The following is a 15813-nucleotide window of genomic DNA, read 5'->3' as shown; positions in this document are numbered from 1 at the left end:
CGGGACGACGCTGGACCGACGACATTCGCACCCGTATGTCACGGAGGGGAGCCACCATGTCGCAGGCAGCACCCCACGCAGCGGGCCCCAAGCAGCCCCGGGCGCACGGCCCGGAGAACGTCTGGGCCGCCAGCGGCACGCTCTTCGCCGGGGTCCTGATGCTGGTCTCCGGGGTCCTGGGCGTCCTGGAGGGCATCGCCGGCATCGCCAAGAACCAGGTGTACCTGCTGAGCAACGAGCTGACCGGCACTTACGTCTACGAGTTCGACACCACCGTGTGGGGCTGGATCCACCTGGTCCTCGGCATCGTCGTGGCCATCACCGGCTTCGGCCTGCTCAAGGGCGCCCGCTGGGCCCGCACGTCCGGCATCGTGCTGGCGGGCCTGTACGTGATCGCGCACTTCATGTGGCTGCCGTACCAGCCCATCTGGGCCACGGTCGGCATCGCGCTCGGCGTTTTCGTCATCTGGTCGCTGTGCACGGACCGCACCCGCTACATCCCTTGACAGCGGCGGTGCCGGCGGCCCGTCGGACCGCCGGCACCATGATGCACCGTCAGCGCTGCAGCACCAACGCCAGCGCCTTGCCCAGCTCGGCCCGCGTCTCGTCCTCCGTACCGGGCGCACTCTCCTGACGCCAGGCGATACAGCCGTCGGGACGGACCAGGAGACAGCCGGACTCGTCGGTGCCGCACATCCGCCGCCAGTCCCCGTACGCGTCCCGGGCGGCGTCCGAGCCGATCCGCACCGTACGGAGCGGAATGCCGAGCCCGGCCGCACAGGCCTCCGCCGCGGCCTCCCACACGGCCCCAGAGACGCCGGTGACCAGCGTGAACCCGCCCTTCCCGACGAGGTCGAGGGTCGAGACGCGGTGACCGCCGGCGTCCGTCAGCCAGACGTGCGGCAGCTTCGCGCCGGGCCGGGTGCTGGGCTGGTGGTACAGCTCCCGGTCGCGCGGCCACTCCTCCGCCGGACCGCCGTCGTCGAGGACGGCGGCCGAGACGTACCGCTGGTTCAGCTCCACACCGTGCGCGTTGAACTCGTAGTTCTTCAACTCGATCGCCGCGTCCAGCTCGCGCCGCCGCCGCGCGCCCTCGGCGTCCGGCGCGCGGCAGGCGGCCAGCGCGCCCGCGATGCCCTCCTGGTCGGCGCCGCCGCCGATGCCCAGCGCCTGGAAGATCGGGCCGAACTGATCGCGGCTGAGGTTGGCGCGGTCGACGATCTGCCGGCCGACCGGCGCGCGCTCGGCGGTGTAGGTGTCGAGCAGCCCCTCGCCCGCCTGGCCGCGCACCACCATCGCCAGCTTCCAGGCCAGGTTGTGGGCGTCCTGCACGGAGGTGTTGGAGCCGAGGCCGTTGGACGGCGGATGGCGGTGCACGGCGTCGCCCGCACAGAAGACCCGGCCGGTGGAGTAGCGGGTGGCGTAGGTGTGGTTGACGGTCCACAACGAGGTCGAGGTGATCTCGACATCGATCGAGTCGTCACCGATCAGGTCGTGGACGATCCGCCGGGCCTCGGCGCCGTCGATCTCCGGGGGCGCCTCGTCGATGTCGTACCCCCAGGTCAGCAGCCACTCGTTCCAGGGGCGGACCATCCGTACCAGCCCCATGCCGATACCGCCGGTCTCCGCGCCGGGACGCATCACCCAGTACAGGACGCTGGGGCGGTGGGCGACATGGGCGCTCAGGTCGGCGCGGAAGACGATGTTCATGCTGCCGGCCTTGCCCTCCTGCCCGGCGATGGGCAGGCCCGCCTGCTCGGCGACCCGGCTGCGGGCACCGTCCGCACCGACCAGGTAGCGCGCCCGAATCGTGAACTCATCGCCCCGCAGCCGGTCGCGCAGGTACGCGGTGACACCGTCCCCGTCCTGCTCCAGGCGGACGAACTCGGTGTCGAAGCGGACCTTGGCGCCGCGCGCCGCGGCGTTGCCCACCAGGATCGGCTCCAGAAGGTGCTGCGGCAGGTCGGTCATCGGGCAGGGGCTGGCGGCGGCGTACTCGCTGAGCCGGTCGTCACCGGTGCCCCAGGTGCGGATGCGGCCGATCTCGTCGCCGGTGAGCGCGGTGCACAGCACGGTGTCACCCATCAGGTGCTGCGGGGTGCCCGCGGCCAGCGCCTGCTCCTCGATGCCGAGGTCGCGCAGCACCTCCAGGGTGCGCTGATTGGTGATGTGGGCACGCGGCGTGTCGGCCGTCCAGCCGTACTTGCTGACCAGGGTGGTGCGTATGCCGTACGTGGCGAGCAGCAGGGCGGCGCTGCTCCCGGCGGGTCCGCTGCCGACGACGAGGACGTCCGTGTCGTAGGCGGAGTCGGGAGTGGTGCGGTCGGTCATGTTCTTACCGGTCTCCGGGGGTGGGTGCGGGGGCGAGGCGGAAGGTGTAGTCGAGGGAACGCCACGGACCGTCGGCCGGACGGCCGTCGGGGGTGGGGCCGTGATGCTCGGGGAAGTCGACGACCAGCGCGTCCTTGACGCCGAAGACGGTGTCGTCGTCGATGTGGGCGCCGCCGGCGACGAACAGCTGGGTGACGAGGGTGTGCCGTCCCGGCGCGCTGATCATGAAGTGGACGTGCGGGGCGCGGTACGGATGCCGCCCGACCGCGGCCAGCATCCGCCCCACCGGACCGTCCTCGGGGATCGGGTACTCCGAGGGCAGGATGGAGCGGAAGCGGATGCGGCCCTCGTCGTCGGCCCGGAAGCGGGCCCGCAGCTGAGGCCCGTCGATGTCGGGCAGCTGGACGTCGTAGTAACCGTCCTCGTTGGACTGCCAGACATCGGCCACCGCACCCGCCAGCGGCTTCCCGTCCAGGTCCGTGACGCGCACGGAGGCGTACATCGGCGTACCGGTCAGCCCCTCGGCGAGGTCCGCGCCGTCCGGCAGCGGCGGCGGCCCCTCGACGTAGAACGGTCCGAGGACGGCCGACGGGGTGCTCTCCGCCGTACGGGAGTTGGTGAGCAGATCGACGGCGCTGGAGATGCCGAGGGTGTCGGAGAGCAGGATGAACTCCTGCCGGGTGTCCGAGCACTGCTGCCCGGTGCGGGTCAGGAAGTCGATGGCGTACCGCCATTCGTCGTCGCTGAGGTCGTTGTCGGCGACGAAGCCGTGCAGCCGGCGGGTGAGGTCGGTGAGCAACTGCCGCACCCGGGCGTCGGGCGCACCGGCGAGACTCGCGGTGACCTGTCCGAGGAGGGTGTGCAGGGAGTCCGCGAGGGGCTCGGCGGGGGCCGGGCGGCGGCCCTCGAAGGCGTCGGCGAGGAGCTGCGCGATCCCCTCCCGGGTGACCTCGCGGGGGTTGGGACAGGGCGTGGCGGTGGCGAGTTCGGCGGCACGCGGCAGCTTGGATGCCGCCAGGCCGAGGTCGGCGAGGTTCGTCGGGGCGCCGAGGCGGCGGATCAGGTCGTGGACGGCGGTGGGCGCGTCCGGGGCACCGAGCGCGCGGGCGATGCGGCTCATGGCGTCAGGCGCCGCGGGCGCGTTGTGGGCCATGGCGTACGGGAGGACGACAGTGTGCGTGGGGGCGTGCGGCAGTCCGAAGGAGCCGCCGAGGGTGTGGCACAGCTTGTGGTGCAGGCCCATGCCGACGCTGCCGAGACAGGTCCCGGCCAGCCAGGCGGCTTCCAACGCGTTGGCACGCGCCGCCCGGTCGCCGGGCCCGTCGGCGATCCGGGGCAGCGCCTCCGCGAGCAACTCGATGGCCCGCAGCGCGAGCTGATCCGTCACCGGGTCCGTCTCCGGCGCGTACAGCGCCTCGACCGCGTGCGCCATGGCGTTGATGCCGCTGGTGACGGAGACCGGCACCGGCAGGCCGAGGGTCAGGTCGACGTCGTACAGCACCGTGCCCGGCCGGATCTCCGGGGCCGAGCGGGTGGTCTTCACGCCGTTCTCCGTCTCGCCGAGCACCGCCGTGGCCTCGGAACCGGCGTACGTGGTGGGCACGACGACCTGCGGCAACCCGGTCCGTACGGACAGCGCCTTGGCCAGCCCGGTGGTCGACCCGCCGCCGACCGCCACCAGACAGTCCGCGGCCGACTCCCGCACGACGGCCAGGGCATGTTCGGTGACCTCGACGGGGGTGTGCATGGCGGCACCGGTGAACTCCCCGGCGGCTGCCGGGCCCAGGAGCTCCCGGACCCGTTGGGCGAGATCCGCCCGGCCCGGCGTGCTGAGGACCAGGGCACGCGTGGCGCCGAGGCGGCTCAGCTCCTCGGGCAGGCGGCCGATCGTCCCGGCACCGAAGACCACCCGGGTGGGGTGGCCGGCGTAGGTGAATGCGCGCATAGGACTCGCTCCGACTCCGACGGGTGAACGGGACGCCGCGTAACGGCAGTAGTGGCAGTGACGGTGGAGCATCGCGGATCGACCGCACCACCGCCCCGACGCCGGAATGATCATGCCCTGCCGCGGTGGGGGGAAACGCGGGGGGGGCGGGGCGAGGGGGTGGGGAGGGGGAGTTGCGGAGGGCGGGGCGGGGCGGCGGGCCGTGGGGGTGGCGGGGGCGGCGGACCGTTTCCGCCCGCCTTCTCCCCCACGGGGGTGACGAGGTCCCCTTCTCAACACAGTACTTGGGGGTACTGACATCGCCCCGCCCCCACCGCTCCCGCCCCCGCTTTCTCCCCCGTCCCGCCCCGCCCCCTCCCACGACGCGCGTACTCTACAAGCCTGTAGATCATGGCGGTGCGGCCGAGACGGCGGAGGTACGCGATGGCGTCACACCGAGTGCCCCCGTGGCGGGTGCCGTCGGCTCGCGGCGGGCCGGTTCCGGATGCCGCCTCCGTCAGCTATCGGCAGACCGGGCCCGCGGTGCCGGGCGGGCGCCGGGAGATCGGGATGTGGGACGCGGCGGGGCGGGCCGTGGGCCGGCTGGACTACCAGCTGTGCCACGAGTGCCGGCGCGGCTGGATCCGCAACATCGCCGTGGCCGAGCACTGGCGGGGCCACGGTCTGGCCCGCGAGGCGCTGCACCGCGCGCTCGCCCCGGCGGGGGCGTACCGCTGGTACACCTCCCGGCAGACGGCGGACGGCCGCCGGTTCTTCGCGGCGATGGCCGAGGAGACCGCGGTCGCCTTCCCGGCCCCGTTCCTCGCGCGCGGCGCACGCTGCCGGCACATGACGGGCCGCCGGGCGCGGAGCCGGCAGTGACTTCAGGCAACGACTTCAGACAAGGACTTCATGACTTCAGATGGGGCTGCGTCCCCATCGGGGCCCGACGCGGGCCCATTCGCGCTCCCATTCGGCGAGGCGTACGCGGTCCAGGTAGCGGCGGCCGCCCCAGCGGACGGCGAGGAGGGCGAGGACGAGCGCCATGCCGGTGCCGAGGCCGGCGGCGACGCCGTCGTCGGCCGCTTGGGCGGTGGTCATGGGCGGGTCGGCGAGGCGTCCGTCGCGGTACGTCCATACGGTGACGGCGGCGCCTTTGCGGGTGCCGGTCTCGACATCGATGGTGCCGGTGTGGCGTTGGCCGTCGGGTCCGGTCCAGCGGACCTTGGCGGGTATGCGGTCGATGCCGGCGGTGAAGCCGGTGGCCGAGGGGTCGGCCGGTACGGGTTCCAGGAGGCGGCCGGTCAACGTGCGGCGTTCGGCGAGCTGTTCCGCGCGCTCGACGCGCTGGGCTCCGTAGGTGGCGAGGCCGGCGGAGAGGCCGACGGCCGGTACCCCGAGAAGCAGGGCGAGGGCCGTCAGCAGGCCCAGCCAGGCGTCCATCACGTCCCACCGGCGGCGCAGCGGGCACCGCCGCCACCGCCATCGCCCGCCGATGTGCTGCATGGCTGCCGCCTCCCTCGGCTCGCTGCGCTCCCTCTTCTCTCCGCTCCCCCGTGTCGCTCTGTAGTCCGGCTACCCCCATTTCCGCGGAAGGTGCCGGATGAGAGCCGGGGAATGCGCATATGAGTGCGTTGTTGCTCACGTTTCGGCCGCCGAGTGGCCCTGTCAGCAGGCTAGCCCGTCTCCGGGCCGGGCGCGCCTCCGCGCGCCGGCCGGGTTCGGGCGGTGGTTTGCGGTGACCGGGGGCCGGTACTCGTACCGCCAGGAATTCGAACGCGAGAACGCTCGGAGAGGACTGTGCCGATGACCGCGCGCCCGAACGCGGACCCTCCGCATGCAGAGCCTCCTCATGCCCCGGTCGATGGTCCGCTGTACGCGCACGCCATCGTGCGAAGAGGGTTCCGGCCCCGGCCGGGGCTGGCCGGGGCCGATGGCGGGACCGTGATCGTGGTGCCGGAAGGGCCGCTGGCCGCGCTGGTGTCGGTGCCGCGCGGTCCTGGTGGAGTGTGGGGTGGCGACGGTTTCCCTCGGGCGTCCGGTGCGGCCGGCATGTCGCCCGCCGAGGCGGCGCAGGACGCCGCCGACGCCCATCGCAGGGTCGTCGACGAGGCGGCCGCCACGGTCTGCGTACTGCCGCTGCGCATCGGTACCGTCCACCACGGCGAGGCGCAGGTACGCCGGGTGCTCACCGAACGGGCCGACCTGTACGAGCGGCTGCTGACGCGGCTGGACGGGCGGCTGGAGTGGGGTGTGAAGGCGTACGCGGACGACGCGGCGGGCGCCTGGGCGGCGGGCGACGGTGACGGGGCGGCCCTGGCGGACGGCGCCGGCGAGCCCGTGGACAAGCTGGCGCGGGCGGCGCACCACGCGCTGGCGGACGTCGCCGAGTGCAGTCGGGTGCACCATCGGTGGGACGCCTGTCCGCACGGCGTGCTGCCCGGCGCGGCGGCTTCCTGTGCCACTTCCGCGTACTGGACCTCGCCCATTTCCGGGGCGCCGTATCCGCACGGGCGGAATCTGCTGGACAGCGCGTATCTGGTGCACCGGGAGGCGGCGGGGGTCTTCGCGGAGACGGTGGGCGGGCTGGTCGCGCGCTGTCCCGAACTGCACATCGAGCTGACCGGTCCCTGGGCGCCGTACTCGTTCGCCGACCCTGACGAGCTGCCCGACCTGTGGGACTGAGCGCCGTCCCGCCTCGTTCCTGACTACCGCCCTTCGTTCTGCGGGTCCTGGTCCGCACGTGCGGACGAGGCCGCACCCCCGGGCGCACTGCCCGCCAGCAGTGTCTCCGCCTGGCGGCGGGCCTGGCCCAGGGCGTCGGGGAAGACCTCCATCCCGTGCGTGACGAGGGCGCCCTCGTGCAGCAGCATCAGCATGCGCCCCAGGTCCTCGCCCCGGCCGGGGTCGATCTCCCGGGCGAGCCGCGTGAACAGCGTCAGCATCCAGGCCTTCTGGCCGGTGATCACGGCGTACGCGGGGTGGGCCGGGTCGCTGATCTCGGCGTGCGCGTTGACCATGCTGCAGCCGCGCCCGCTGTGCTCGCCCGCCCATTCCCGTGACGCGTCGAAGACCGTCAGGATCTGCGTCGCGGGGTCCGGCGGCGCGGCCGCGAGGCGGTCGTCCAGGAAGGCCCGCCAGCGTTCGTCGCGGTCGGCGAGGTATTCCACGACGATCCGGTCCTTGGAGCCGAAGCGGTCGTAGAGCGTCTTCTTGGTGACTCCGGCCTCGGCGGCGATGAGGTCCACGCCGACCGCGTGGATGCCGCGCTCGTAGAACAGCCGTGCCGCGGCGTCCCGTACCCGGCGCGCGCCGGGCGTCATGGGGATGCGCTCGACCGCCGCCGTCGTGTCCGTCGTGCTCTCGTTCGCGCTCACCCCTTCACTATACCGATCTGTATAGTACGGTCGAATCAGCGAAGTATACCGATCTGTTTACTCACCGGGAGCCTGTATGAACCTCCTCCTGTCGGCCGCCTTCGTCCTCACCTGGAGCTCCGGCTTCATCGGCGCCAAACTCGGCGCGGGCAGCGCGGGCGCGCTCACGATCCTGATGTGGCGCTTCCTGCCGCTCGCCGTGGTGCTGCTGGCGGTCGCCGTCGTTCGGCGGGCCGCCTGGCGCGGGGTGACCGCCCGCGACCTGGCGCGGCAGTCGGTGATCGGCGTGCTCTCCCAGAGCGGCTATCTGCTCAGCGTCTACGCGGCCATCCAGCTGGGCGTGTCCAGCGGCACCACGGCACTGATCGACGGCGTGCAGCCGCTGGTCGCGGGGGCGCTGGCCGGGCCGCTGCTGCACCAGTACGTCTCGCGGCGGCAGTGGCTCGGGCTGGGGCTCGGCGCGGCGGGCGTCGCCGTGGTCACCCTGGCCGACGCGGCATCCGGCGGGTCGCCGGGCGGCCCGGCCGGGGGCGTGCCGTGGTGGGCGTACGCCGTGCCGTTCCTCGGCATGCTGGCGCTGGTCGCCGCCACTTTCCTGGAGAGCCGCTCGCGCACACGCTTCGAACCGGCCGTCCCGCTGACCGTCCACTGCACCGCCAGCGCGGTCGTGTTCAGCGTCCTGGCCCTGTGCACGGGGGCGGCGGCCCCGCCGCCCGAGGCGTCGTTCTGGCTCGCGGTGGGCTGGCTGGTGGTGTTCGCGACGTTCGGCGGCTACGGCCTGTACTGGCTGGTGCTGCGCCGCCGCGGCGTCACCGCCGTCAACACGCTGATGTTCTTGATGGCCCCGGTCACCGCGGTGTGGGGCGCCCTGATGTTCGGCGAGCCCTTCTCGCTCCGGACGGCGGCCGGCCTCGCCCTCGGGCTCGTCGCGGTCGCCGTGGTCCACCGCGGCTCCGGTGGGGCGGGCCGGGGCGGTGGGCCGCGTCAGGATCCGCCGCGGACCGTCGTCACCGGCACGCCGAGGTCCCGCATGCGGCGGATTTCGGCGACCGGCAGGGCGTCGTCGACGAGGACGGTGTCGAAGTCGGTGAGCGGGGCCAGCGCGTAGATGCCCTGGCGGGTGAACTTGGTGTGGTCCACCAGCAGCACCCGGCGCGAGGCCCGGTCCATCAGCGCCCGCTTGACCTGCACCGTCTCCTGCGACTGGTGGTAGCAGGTGTCGCCGGTGACGGCCGTGGTGGACATGAACAGCACGTCCGCGCGGAAGGAGCGGACCGCCTCCGCCGTGTGCGGGCCGAGGAACGCGTCGTACGCCGGGTAGTAGGCGCCGCCCAGCGCGAGCAGGCTGATGCCGGGCTCGCCCGCGAGCAGCTTGATGACCGGCAGGAAGTTGCTGATGACGGTGAGCGGGCGGCGTTCGGTGAGGTGCTGGGCCAGCGCGAGGCAGGTCGTCGACTCGTCGATCATGACGGTCTGGCCGGGGGCGAGCAGCCGCAGCGCGGCGCGCGCGAGCCGGTGCTTGGTGGTGTTCATGGCGGCCATGCGCTCGCTGAGGTCGCCGTGGAAGAGCAGCGAGGGCAGGGAGGAGGCGCCGCCCCTGACCTTGCGCAGCCAGCCCTGTGCCTGGAGGACGTCCAGGTCGCGGTGGATGGTCATGATGCTGACCGCGTACTCGCGCGCGAGGTCGGCGGTGCGTACGAAGCCCTCGGCGGCGACCCGTTCGCGGATCCGCCGCTGCCGGTCGTGCTGGATGTCCTCCCGCCGCGCGGCGCCGCCGGGCGTGCTGCCGTGCTCCTCGGTCACTGCGGGAACCTCTCGTTAACTTCACGCGGATGTCACACGGCGGAGCTGTGCCCGCGTCCCAGGTCAGCATGGAAATGCCGAGCTCACGCCGCATTGCCGCCATGTTAAGCCCGCGGTACTCAGGCCCGCCGCCGGCGGATTTCACCCGGCGGCCGGGCCGCCTCACGAGAGGTCGGCCGGCGGGCGTTGACCGGCTCGGCGGGGCCCGCGTTGCATCAGTGCCGCACGGGCCCGGCCACGCCGGTCAGGAGCGCGGAACGGTCCGTGCCGCTGGAAGATCCGTATGAGGGAAGAGGTGCCGTGGTGGCCAGTGACGCTCCCACATCTGCCGGGCCGCCGGACGCGGAGCGGCGGCCCGCCTGGACCGAACGGCTCGGGATGCCGCGCGGGCTCGCCTGGGGCTTCCTCGGCGTGCTCGTCTTCATGATCGGTGACGGCGTCGAGTCCGGGTACCTCTCGCCGTATCTTGCGCAGGAGGGCCTGTCGGCGCAGCGGGTGGCGATGCTGTTCACCGTGTACGGCATCACCGCCTCCGTCGCCGCGTGGCTCTCCGGCGCGCTGTCGGACCTGTGGGGGCCGCGCCGGGTGATGATGGCGGGGTTCGGAGCCTGGATCGGCTTCCAGGTGCTCATGCTGGCGATCGCGGTGCCCTCGATGAACTATCCGCTGCTGCTCCTCAGCTACGGCCTGCGCGGCATCGGCTATCCCCTCTTCGCGTTCGGTTTCCTGGTGTGGATCGCGGCGACGGCGCCGGAGCGGCGGCTGGGCACGGCGGTCGGCTGGTTCTGGTTCGCGTTCACCGGCGGGCTGCCGACGCTCGGTTCACTGACCGCGAGCTTCCTCGTCCCGCAGATCGGCGCCTACCGCACCCTGTGGTTCTCGCTCGGACTGGTCGTCCTCGGTGGCCTGATCGCCCTGTTCCTCGTGCGCGAGCGGACCGGCTTCGCGCGGCTGGCGCCGGCCGGTGAGCGCCCGATGGCGACGCTGTTCGGCAGCCTGGCGCTGCTCGGGCGCAATCCGCGTATCGGTGCCGGGGCCGTGGTCCGCATGATCAATACGGTGCCGGAGTTCGGCTTCCTGGTCTGCCTTCCGGCCTTCTTCACGCAGACCATCGGGCTGAGCCTGGCGCAGTGGCTGCGCCTGCTGTCCGTGATGTTCGCGGTCAACATCGTCTTCAACCTGCTGTTCGGTGCGCTCGGGGACCGGTTCGGCTGGCGGCGCACGGTCGCCTGGTGCGGCGGTTTCGGCTGTACGGTCACCTCGCTGCTGCTGTACTACGTGCCGACCGCGCTCGGCGGGCAGTACGCGCTGTGCCTGCTGGTGGCCGGGCTGTTCGGCGCGACGCTGGCCGGGTACGTGCCGCTCTCCGCGCTGATGCCGTCGCTGGCCCCGGCGCACAAGGGCCAGGCGATGGCGGCGCTCAACCTCGGCGCCGGTGCCAGCACCTTCGTCGGCCCGGCCCTGGTCGCGGTGTTCCTCGGGCCGTTCGGCGTGCAGGGCGTGATCTGGATCTTCGCCGGTCTGTACGCGCTGAGCGGGGTGCTGGCCCTGTGGCTGCGGACGCCCGCCGAACGCGACGTACCGCCTCCCGTCCCGGCCGCTCCGGCCGCCGTCGGCGCCTCCGAAGGAGTGTGACCCGTGTCCGTACTCTCCATCGACGTCGGCACCTCGCTGATCAAGTCCGTGGTCTATGACGCCGGGGGCCACGAGGTGGCCGTCGCCCGGCGGGCCACCGAGGTCGACCGCCCGCACCCGGGGTGGGCCGAGCAGGACATGGACGCCGTGTGGGGCGCGGTGGTGCACACCGTGCGCGAGGCGCTGGCCGCGGTGCGGGACCGGGGCGCGGAGCCGGTGTGGCTGGTGACCTTCACCGCTCAGGGCGACGGCTGCTGGCTGGTGGACGAGGCCGGGCGGCCCACCGGCCCCGCCGTCCTGTGGTCCGACGGCCGGGCCGCTGACACGGTCACCGCATGGCAGCGTGCCGGGGTGCTGGCGGACGCCTTCCGCCGCAACGGGTCGCTCACCTTCGCGGGCCTGCCGAACGCGATCCTCACCTGGTTCGCCGCGCACGACCCCGCGCGCCTGGCCCGTTCCGCGACCGCCCTGACCGCCGCCGGCTGGCTCTTCCTGCGGCTCACCGGCGAACGGGTGATGGACGAGTCGGACGCCTCGGCGCCCTTCCTCGACCACGCCACCGGCGCGTACGACCAGGAGGTCATCGACCTGTTCGGGCTCCGCCGGCACGCGGGGCTGCTGCCCGAGGTGGTCGGCGACGAGCGGCGCATCGCCGAGATCACCACGGCGGCCGCCGCCGAACTCGGCGTGCCCGCCGGGCTGCCGGTCGTCATGGCCCCGTACGACATCGCCGCCACGGCGCGCGGCATCGGCGTGGTCAATCCAGGCCAGGCGTGCGCCATCCTCGGCACCACGCTCTGCGCCGAGGTGGTGCGTACGGCCGTGGACACCACGGGCGAGCCGAGCGGCATCAACATCGCCTACCGCGGCCGGGAACGCGTCCTGCGTGCCTTCCCCACCCTCTCCGGCACCGAGGTCCTGAACTGGACCGCCGGGGTGCTCGGCCTGTCCGGAGCGGAGGAGCTGTGCGCCGAGGCGTTCCGTTCCGCGCCCGGCGCCCACGGCCTGGCCTTCCTGCCGTACCTCTCCCCCGCCGGGGAACGCGCGCCCTTCCTGGATCCGCGGGCCCGCGGCACCTTCTGGGGGCTGAGCCTGGAGCACTCCCGGGCCGACATCGCCCGCGGTGTCCTCGAAGGGCTCTCGCTCACCCTGCGCGACGCGCTCACCGCCTCCCGTACGGAGGTCAGCGAGCTGCGGCTGTGCGGCGGCGGCGCGCGGAGCGACGCGTGGTGCGGCCTGATCGCGGACGTCACGGGCGTGCCGACCACCCGCTCCACCGACACCGAGCTGGGCGCGAAGGGCGCCTTCCTCACCGGTCTCGTCCTCACCGGCGCCGAGTCCAGCATGCACCGGGCCGCCGACAAGTACGTCCACATGGGCCCCGCCTGGGAGCCCGACCCCGAGCGCGCCGCGCTCTACACCGAGCGGTACGCGGCGTTTCTGTCCTGGCGCGCGCTGGCCCGCGAGGCCGGGTGGCAGCCGCACGCGCCGAAGGCCGCGCGACCGCACGCACCGAAGGAGGAGATCTGATGCCCCGCCCCGCCGATCCCGTCCGGCTCGGCCTCGACCTGGGCACCCAGAGCGCCCGCGCCGTCGCGGTGGACGCCGACGGCCGGGTGCTGGCCGCGGCCTCCCGCCCATTGCACAGCAGCCGGGCCGGCGAGCGCCACGAGCAGGACCCCGAGGAGTGGTGGCACGCGCTCGCCGCGGCCTGCCGCGAAGCCCTCGCCGACATCGACCCGGCGCGTGTGACGGCCCTCGCCCTGGACGGCACGTCCGGCACGATCCTGCTGGCGGACGCGGGCGGCACGCCGCTCACCCCGGGCCTGATGTACGACGACGGGCGCGCCGCAGCGCAGGCCGTACGGGTCAACGAGGCGGGCGCGGCGGTCTGGGAGGAGCTGGGGTACCGCACCATGCAGCCCTCGTGGGCGCTGCCGAAGCTGGTGTGGCTGCTGGAGCACTCGGCGGCCGCCACGGCGCCGGGCACCCGGCTGCTGCACCAGGTGGATCTGGTCACCTGGCGGCTGGCGGGGCATCAGGTGGCGAGCGACGCCAGCCACGCGCTGAAGACCGGCTACCACCTCCTCGCGGAGCGCTGGCCGCAGAAGGAGTTGGCCGCGCTCGGCGTACCGGACTCCCTGCTGCCGGAGGTGGTACGGCCCGGGACCGTGCTCGGTACGGTGTGCGCCGCGGCGGCGCGCGCCACCGGCGTCCCCGAGGGCGTGGAGATCGTCGCGGGCATGACGGACGGCTGCGCCGCGCAGATCGGGGCCGGTGCGCTGGCCCCCGGCGCATGGAACTCCGTCCTCGGCACGACGCTCGTCCTCAAGGGGGTCAGCCCGCGCCTGGTCCGCGACCCCGGCGGGCTCGTGTACTGCCACCGCGGTCCCGGTGACACCTGGCTGCCCGGCGCCGCGTCCAGCAGTGGCGCGGGCGCGCTGACCCGCGAGTTCCCGGGCGCGGACCTGGCGGACCTCACCGAGCGGGCCGTACGCGGCAGGCCGGCCCCGGCGGGTCACGACCCGGTCGCGTATCCGCTGGCCGGTACCGGCGGCGAGCGGTTCCCCTTCCGGGCGCCCGACGCGGAGCCGTTCGTCCTGGGCGACCCCGCGGACGAGGCGGAGCGCTTCCACGCCCGGCTGCTCGGCGTCGCCTGCCTCGAACGGCTCTGCTTCGACTACCTCGACCGCCTCGGCGCCCCGGTCGACGGCCCGCTGACCCTGACCGGCGGCGGCACCCGCAACGCGTACTGGAACCAGCTGCGCGCCGACGTGCTCGGCCGGACCGTCACCCTGCCGGAGCACGCCGAGGGCGCCCTCGGCATGGCCGTGCTCGCCGCCACCGCCGACGGCACCCCGCTGACCGACGCCGCCGCCGCGATGGTCCGCGTACGCGCCGAACACCGTCCCGACCCCGAGCGCACCGCCCGCTTCCGCCCCGCCTACCTGGCGTTCGTGGCGGCCCTGAACGACCGCGGCCGAATCGGCCCCGACCTGGCCGATTACGCCGTCAGAAAGGCCCAGCAGTGACCGACTTCCTTCTCGTACGCCACGGCGAGACCGTCTGGCACGCGGAGAACCGCTACGCCGGGCGCACCGACGTCGCCCTCACCGAGCGGGGCCACGCGCAGGCCGCCGAGCTGGCCGCGTGGGCGGCCGGGGCGCGGATCGACGCGGTGATCTCGTCCCCGCTGTCCCGGGCGCGGCTCACCGCCGACCCGGCCGCGCGCGCCCTCGGCCTGCCGCTGCGGACCGACGAGCGCCTGGTGGAGGTCGACTTCGGGCGCGGTGACGGGCTGACCCGGACCGAGATGCGGGAGGTGTTCCCGGAACGGCTGGAGGCGTTCCTCGCCGACCCCGTCGCCCACCATCTGCCCGGCGGCGAGGACCCGGCGGCGGCCGCGGCGCGGGCCGCGGCCTGCCTCACCGGTCTCGCCGAGGAGCTGCCGGACGGCCGCGTCCTCGTCGTCGCCCACTCCACCCTCGTCCGCCTGCTGCTCTGCCGCGAGCTGGGCATTCCCCTCGGCACTTACCGCAGGGTCTTCCCGGCCCTGGAGAACGGCGCGCTCACCGAGCTGCGCCTCCGCCGCGGTCAGGCGTCGTTGCTGCGTCTGAACGCCCCCTGTGCCGTGTCCCCCGCCGGCACCCACTGACCCGCACCGCACCCACGGAGAGACCACGCATGTCCACCACCGTCCTCGCCGCCGGCGACCACTTCGTCCTGCCCCGCCTGTTCACCGAGCAGGTCACCGCCGCGACCGGCGGCGCCGCCGAGGTCCGCGAGCTGCTGCTGCCCTGGCCGCACACCCCCTTCGGCCCGGTCGCCGAGGTCCAGGAGGCCTCCGGGACCGAGGACGAGATGATCGAGGCGCTCCAGGGCGTCCGCGCCTGCGTCACCCAACTGGCCCCGCTCACCGAGCGCATCCTCGACAACTGCCCGGACCTGGAGCTGTTCTGTGCCAGCCGGGGCGGCCCGGTCAACGCCAACCTCGAAGCGGCCACCCGGCACGGCGTCGCCGTCTGCTACGCCCCCGGCCGCAACGCCGTGGCCACCGCGGAGCACACCCTCGCGCTGATCCTCGCCGCGGCCCGCGGCCTCGGTGACGTCCACACCGATCTGCGGCGCGGCGTCTGGCGCGGCGACTACTTCGACTACGGCAACTGCGGGATCGAGATCGAGGGCGCCACCGTCGGCCTGGTCGGCTTCGGCGCGGTGGGCAGCCGGGTCGCCACGGTGCTGCTCGCGCTCGGCGCGACGGTCCTGGTGCACGACCCGTACGCCGATCCGGAGCGGCTGGCGGGCGTCGCCGAGCAGGTGTCGCTGGAGGAGCTGCTGAGCCGCTCGCGCATCGTCTCCCTGCACGCCCGGGTCACGGAGGAGACCACCGGGATGATCGGCCGCAAGCAGCTGGACCTGATGCCCGAGGGGGCGGTACTGGTCAACTGCGCCCGCGGCGCGCTGCTCGACTACGACGCGGCGTGCGACGCGCTCGCCACCGGCCGGCTGTCCGCCGCCGGCTTCGACGTCTTCCCCGAGGAGCCGGTCCCCGCCGGGTCGCCGCTGCTCACCGCGCCGGGTGTCGTGCTCACCCCGCACATCGCGGGCGGCAGCCAGGGCGTCGCCCACAAGGCCGCCCGGATCGTGGGGGCCGAGGTGGGCCGCTTCGTCCGCGGCGAGGCCCTGGCCCACTGCGCCAACCCGGAGGTGCTGGAGCACCGCTGACCACCTGGCCCGCCGCTT

Annotated in this window: 13 protein-coding genes and 1 pseudogene; 9 read left to right on the top strand and 5 right to left on the bottom strand. The window is 73.8% G+C overall.

Annotated features, from left to right (window positions below):
* Nucleotides 1-56: 56 nt before the first annotated feature.
* Nucleotides 57-506: a hypothetical protein gene (locus ABZ840_RS23305; protein ID WP_361562028.1), complete on the top strand. Its 450-nt coding sequence runs from the start codon at nt 57-59 to the stop codon at nt 504-506.
* A gap of 49 nt (nt 507-555) precedes the next feature.
* Here the strand turns inward: ABZ840_RS23305 and ABZ840_RS23300 are convergent, their stop codons facing one another.
* Together ABZ840_RS23300 and ABZ840_RS23295 are read right to left on the bottom strand one after the other, a co-directional pair.
* Nucleotides 556-2331, bottom strand: a complete 1776-nt coding sequence (locus ABZ840_RS23300; RefSeq protein WP_361562027.1) for an FAD-dependent monooxygenase — start codon at nt 2329-2331, stop codon at nt 556-558.
* A 4-nt stretch (nt 2332-2335) separates the two neighbouring features.
* A complete protein-coding gene (locus tag ABZ840_RS23295; RefSeq protein ID WP_361562026.1) occupies nt 2336-4276 on the bottom strand; it encodes a maleylacetate reductase and hydroxyquinol 1,2-dioxygenase domain-containing protein in 1941 nt (646 codons plus the stop codon).
* Nucleotides 4277-4699: 423 nt separating this feature from the next.
* Here ABZ840_RS23295 and ABZ840_RS23290 point away from each other — a divergent pair, with 423 nt between their 5' ends.
* Nucleotides 4700-5137, top strand: coding sequence for a GNAT family N-acetyltransferase (locus ABZ840_RS23290; protein ID WP_361562025.1), 438 nt, complete (start codon nt 4700-4702; stop codon nt 5135-5137).
* 36 nt (nt 5138-5173) lie between these two features.
* On the opposite strand, the gene ABZ840_RS23285 is transcribed toward ABZ840_RS23290, so the two are convergent.
* Nucleotides 5174-5761, bottom strand: coding sequence for a hypothetical protein (locus tag ABZ840_RS23285; RefSeq protein ID WP_361562024.1), 588 nt, complete (start codon nt 5759-5761; stop codon nt 5174-5176).
* A 300-nt stretch (nt 5762-6061) separates the two neighbouring features.
* On the opposite strand from ABZ840_RS23285, the gene ABZ840_RS23280 reads away from it, so the two are divergent.
* Nucleotides 6062-6940 (top strand): GvpL/GvpF family gas vesicle protein, encoded by an 879-nt coding sequence (locus ABZ840_RS23280; RefSeq protein WP_361562023.1) that lies wholly within the window; start codon nt 6062-6064, stop codon nt 6938-6940.
* A gap of 23 nt (nt 6941-6963) precedes the next feature.
* Here the strand turns inward: ABZ840_RS23280 and ABZ840_RS23275 are convergent, their stop codons facing one another.
* Nucleotides 6964-7578: a TetR/AcrR family transcriptional regulator gene (locus ABZ840_RS23275; protein WP_361562181.1), complete on the bottom strand. Its 615-nt coding sequence runs from the start codon at nt 7576-7578 to the stop codon at nt 6964-6966.
* Between the two features lie 130 nt (nt 7579-7708).
* Here ABZ840_RS23275 and ABZ840_RS23270 point away from each other — a divergent pair, with 130 nt between their 5' ends.
* Nucleotides 7709-8740: a DMT family transporter gene (locus tag ABZ840_RS23270; protein WP_361562022.1), complete on the top strand. Its 1032-nt coding sequence runs from the start codon at nt 7709-7711 to the stop codon at nt 8738-8740.
* Nucleotides 8741-8754: 14 nt separating this feature from the next.
* Here the strand turns inward: ABZ840_RS23270 and ABZ840_RS23265 are convergent.
* A pseudogene (locus ABZ840_RS23265) lies at nt 8755-9435 on the bottom strand (DeoR/GlpR family DNA-binding transcription regulator); the annotation flags it as partial.
* A gap of 303 nt (nt 9436-9738) precedes the next feature.
* Here ABZ840_RS23265 and ABZ840_RS23260 point away from each other — a divergent pair.
* From ABZ840_RS23260 to ABZ840_RS23240, 5 genes are read left to right on the top strand one after another with little or no spacing between them, the layout of a single operon-like run.
* Nucleotides 9739-11070, top strand: a complete 1332-nt coding sequence (locus ABZ840_RS23260; RefSeq protein ID WP_361562021.1) for an MFS transporter — start codon at nt 9739-9741, stop codon at nt 11068-11070.
* A 3-nt stretch (nt 11071-11073) separates the two neighbouring features.
* Nucleotides 11074-12600, top strand: a complete 1527-nt coding sequence (locus tag ABZ840_RS23255) for an FGGY-family carbohydrate kinase (RefSeq protein ID WP_361562020.1) — start codon at nt 11074-11076, stop codon at nt 12598-12600.
* The gene (locus tag ABZ840_RS23250; RefSeq protein ID WP_361562019.1) at nt 12600-14102 is read left to right on the top strand and encodes an FGGY family carbohydrate kinase; all 1503 of its coding nucleotides are present in this window, start codon (nt 12600-12602) and stop codon (nt 14100-14102) included. Before ABZ840_RS23255 ends, ABZ840_RS23250 begins: the two co-directional genes overlap by 1 nt.
* Nucleotides 14099-14725 (top strand): histidine phosphatase family protein, encoded by a 627-nt coding sequence (locus tag ABZ840_RS23245; protein WP_361562018.1) that lies wholly within the window; start codon nt 14099-14101, stop codon nt 14723-14725. Before ABZ840_RS23250 ends, ABZ840_RS23245 begins: the two co-directional genes overlap by 4 nt.
* A 29-nt stretch (nt 14726-14754) precedes the next feature.
* Entirely contained in the window at nt 14755-15795 is a 1041-nt protein-coding gene (locus tag ABZ840_RS23240; RefSeq protein WP_361562017.1) for a 2-hydroxyacid dehydrogenase, read from the top strand.
* Nucleotides 15796-15813: the final 18 nt, after the last annotated feature.

It is taken from the genome of Streptomyces sp. NPDC047117, from assembly GCF_040643545.1.
Lineage (GTDB): Bacteria > Actinomycetota > Actinomycetes > Streptomycetales > Streptomycetaceae > Streptomyces.
This window is presented reverse-complemented; position numbering and strand designations above follow the sequence as displayed.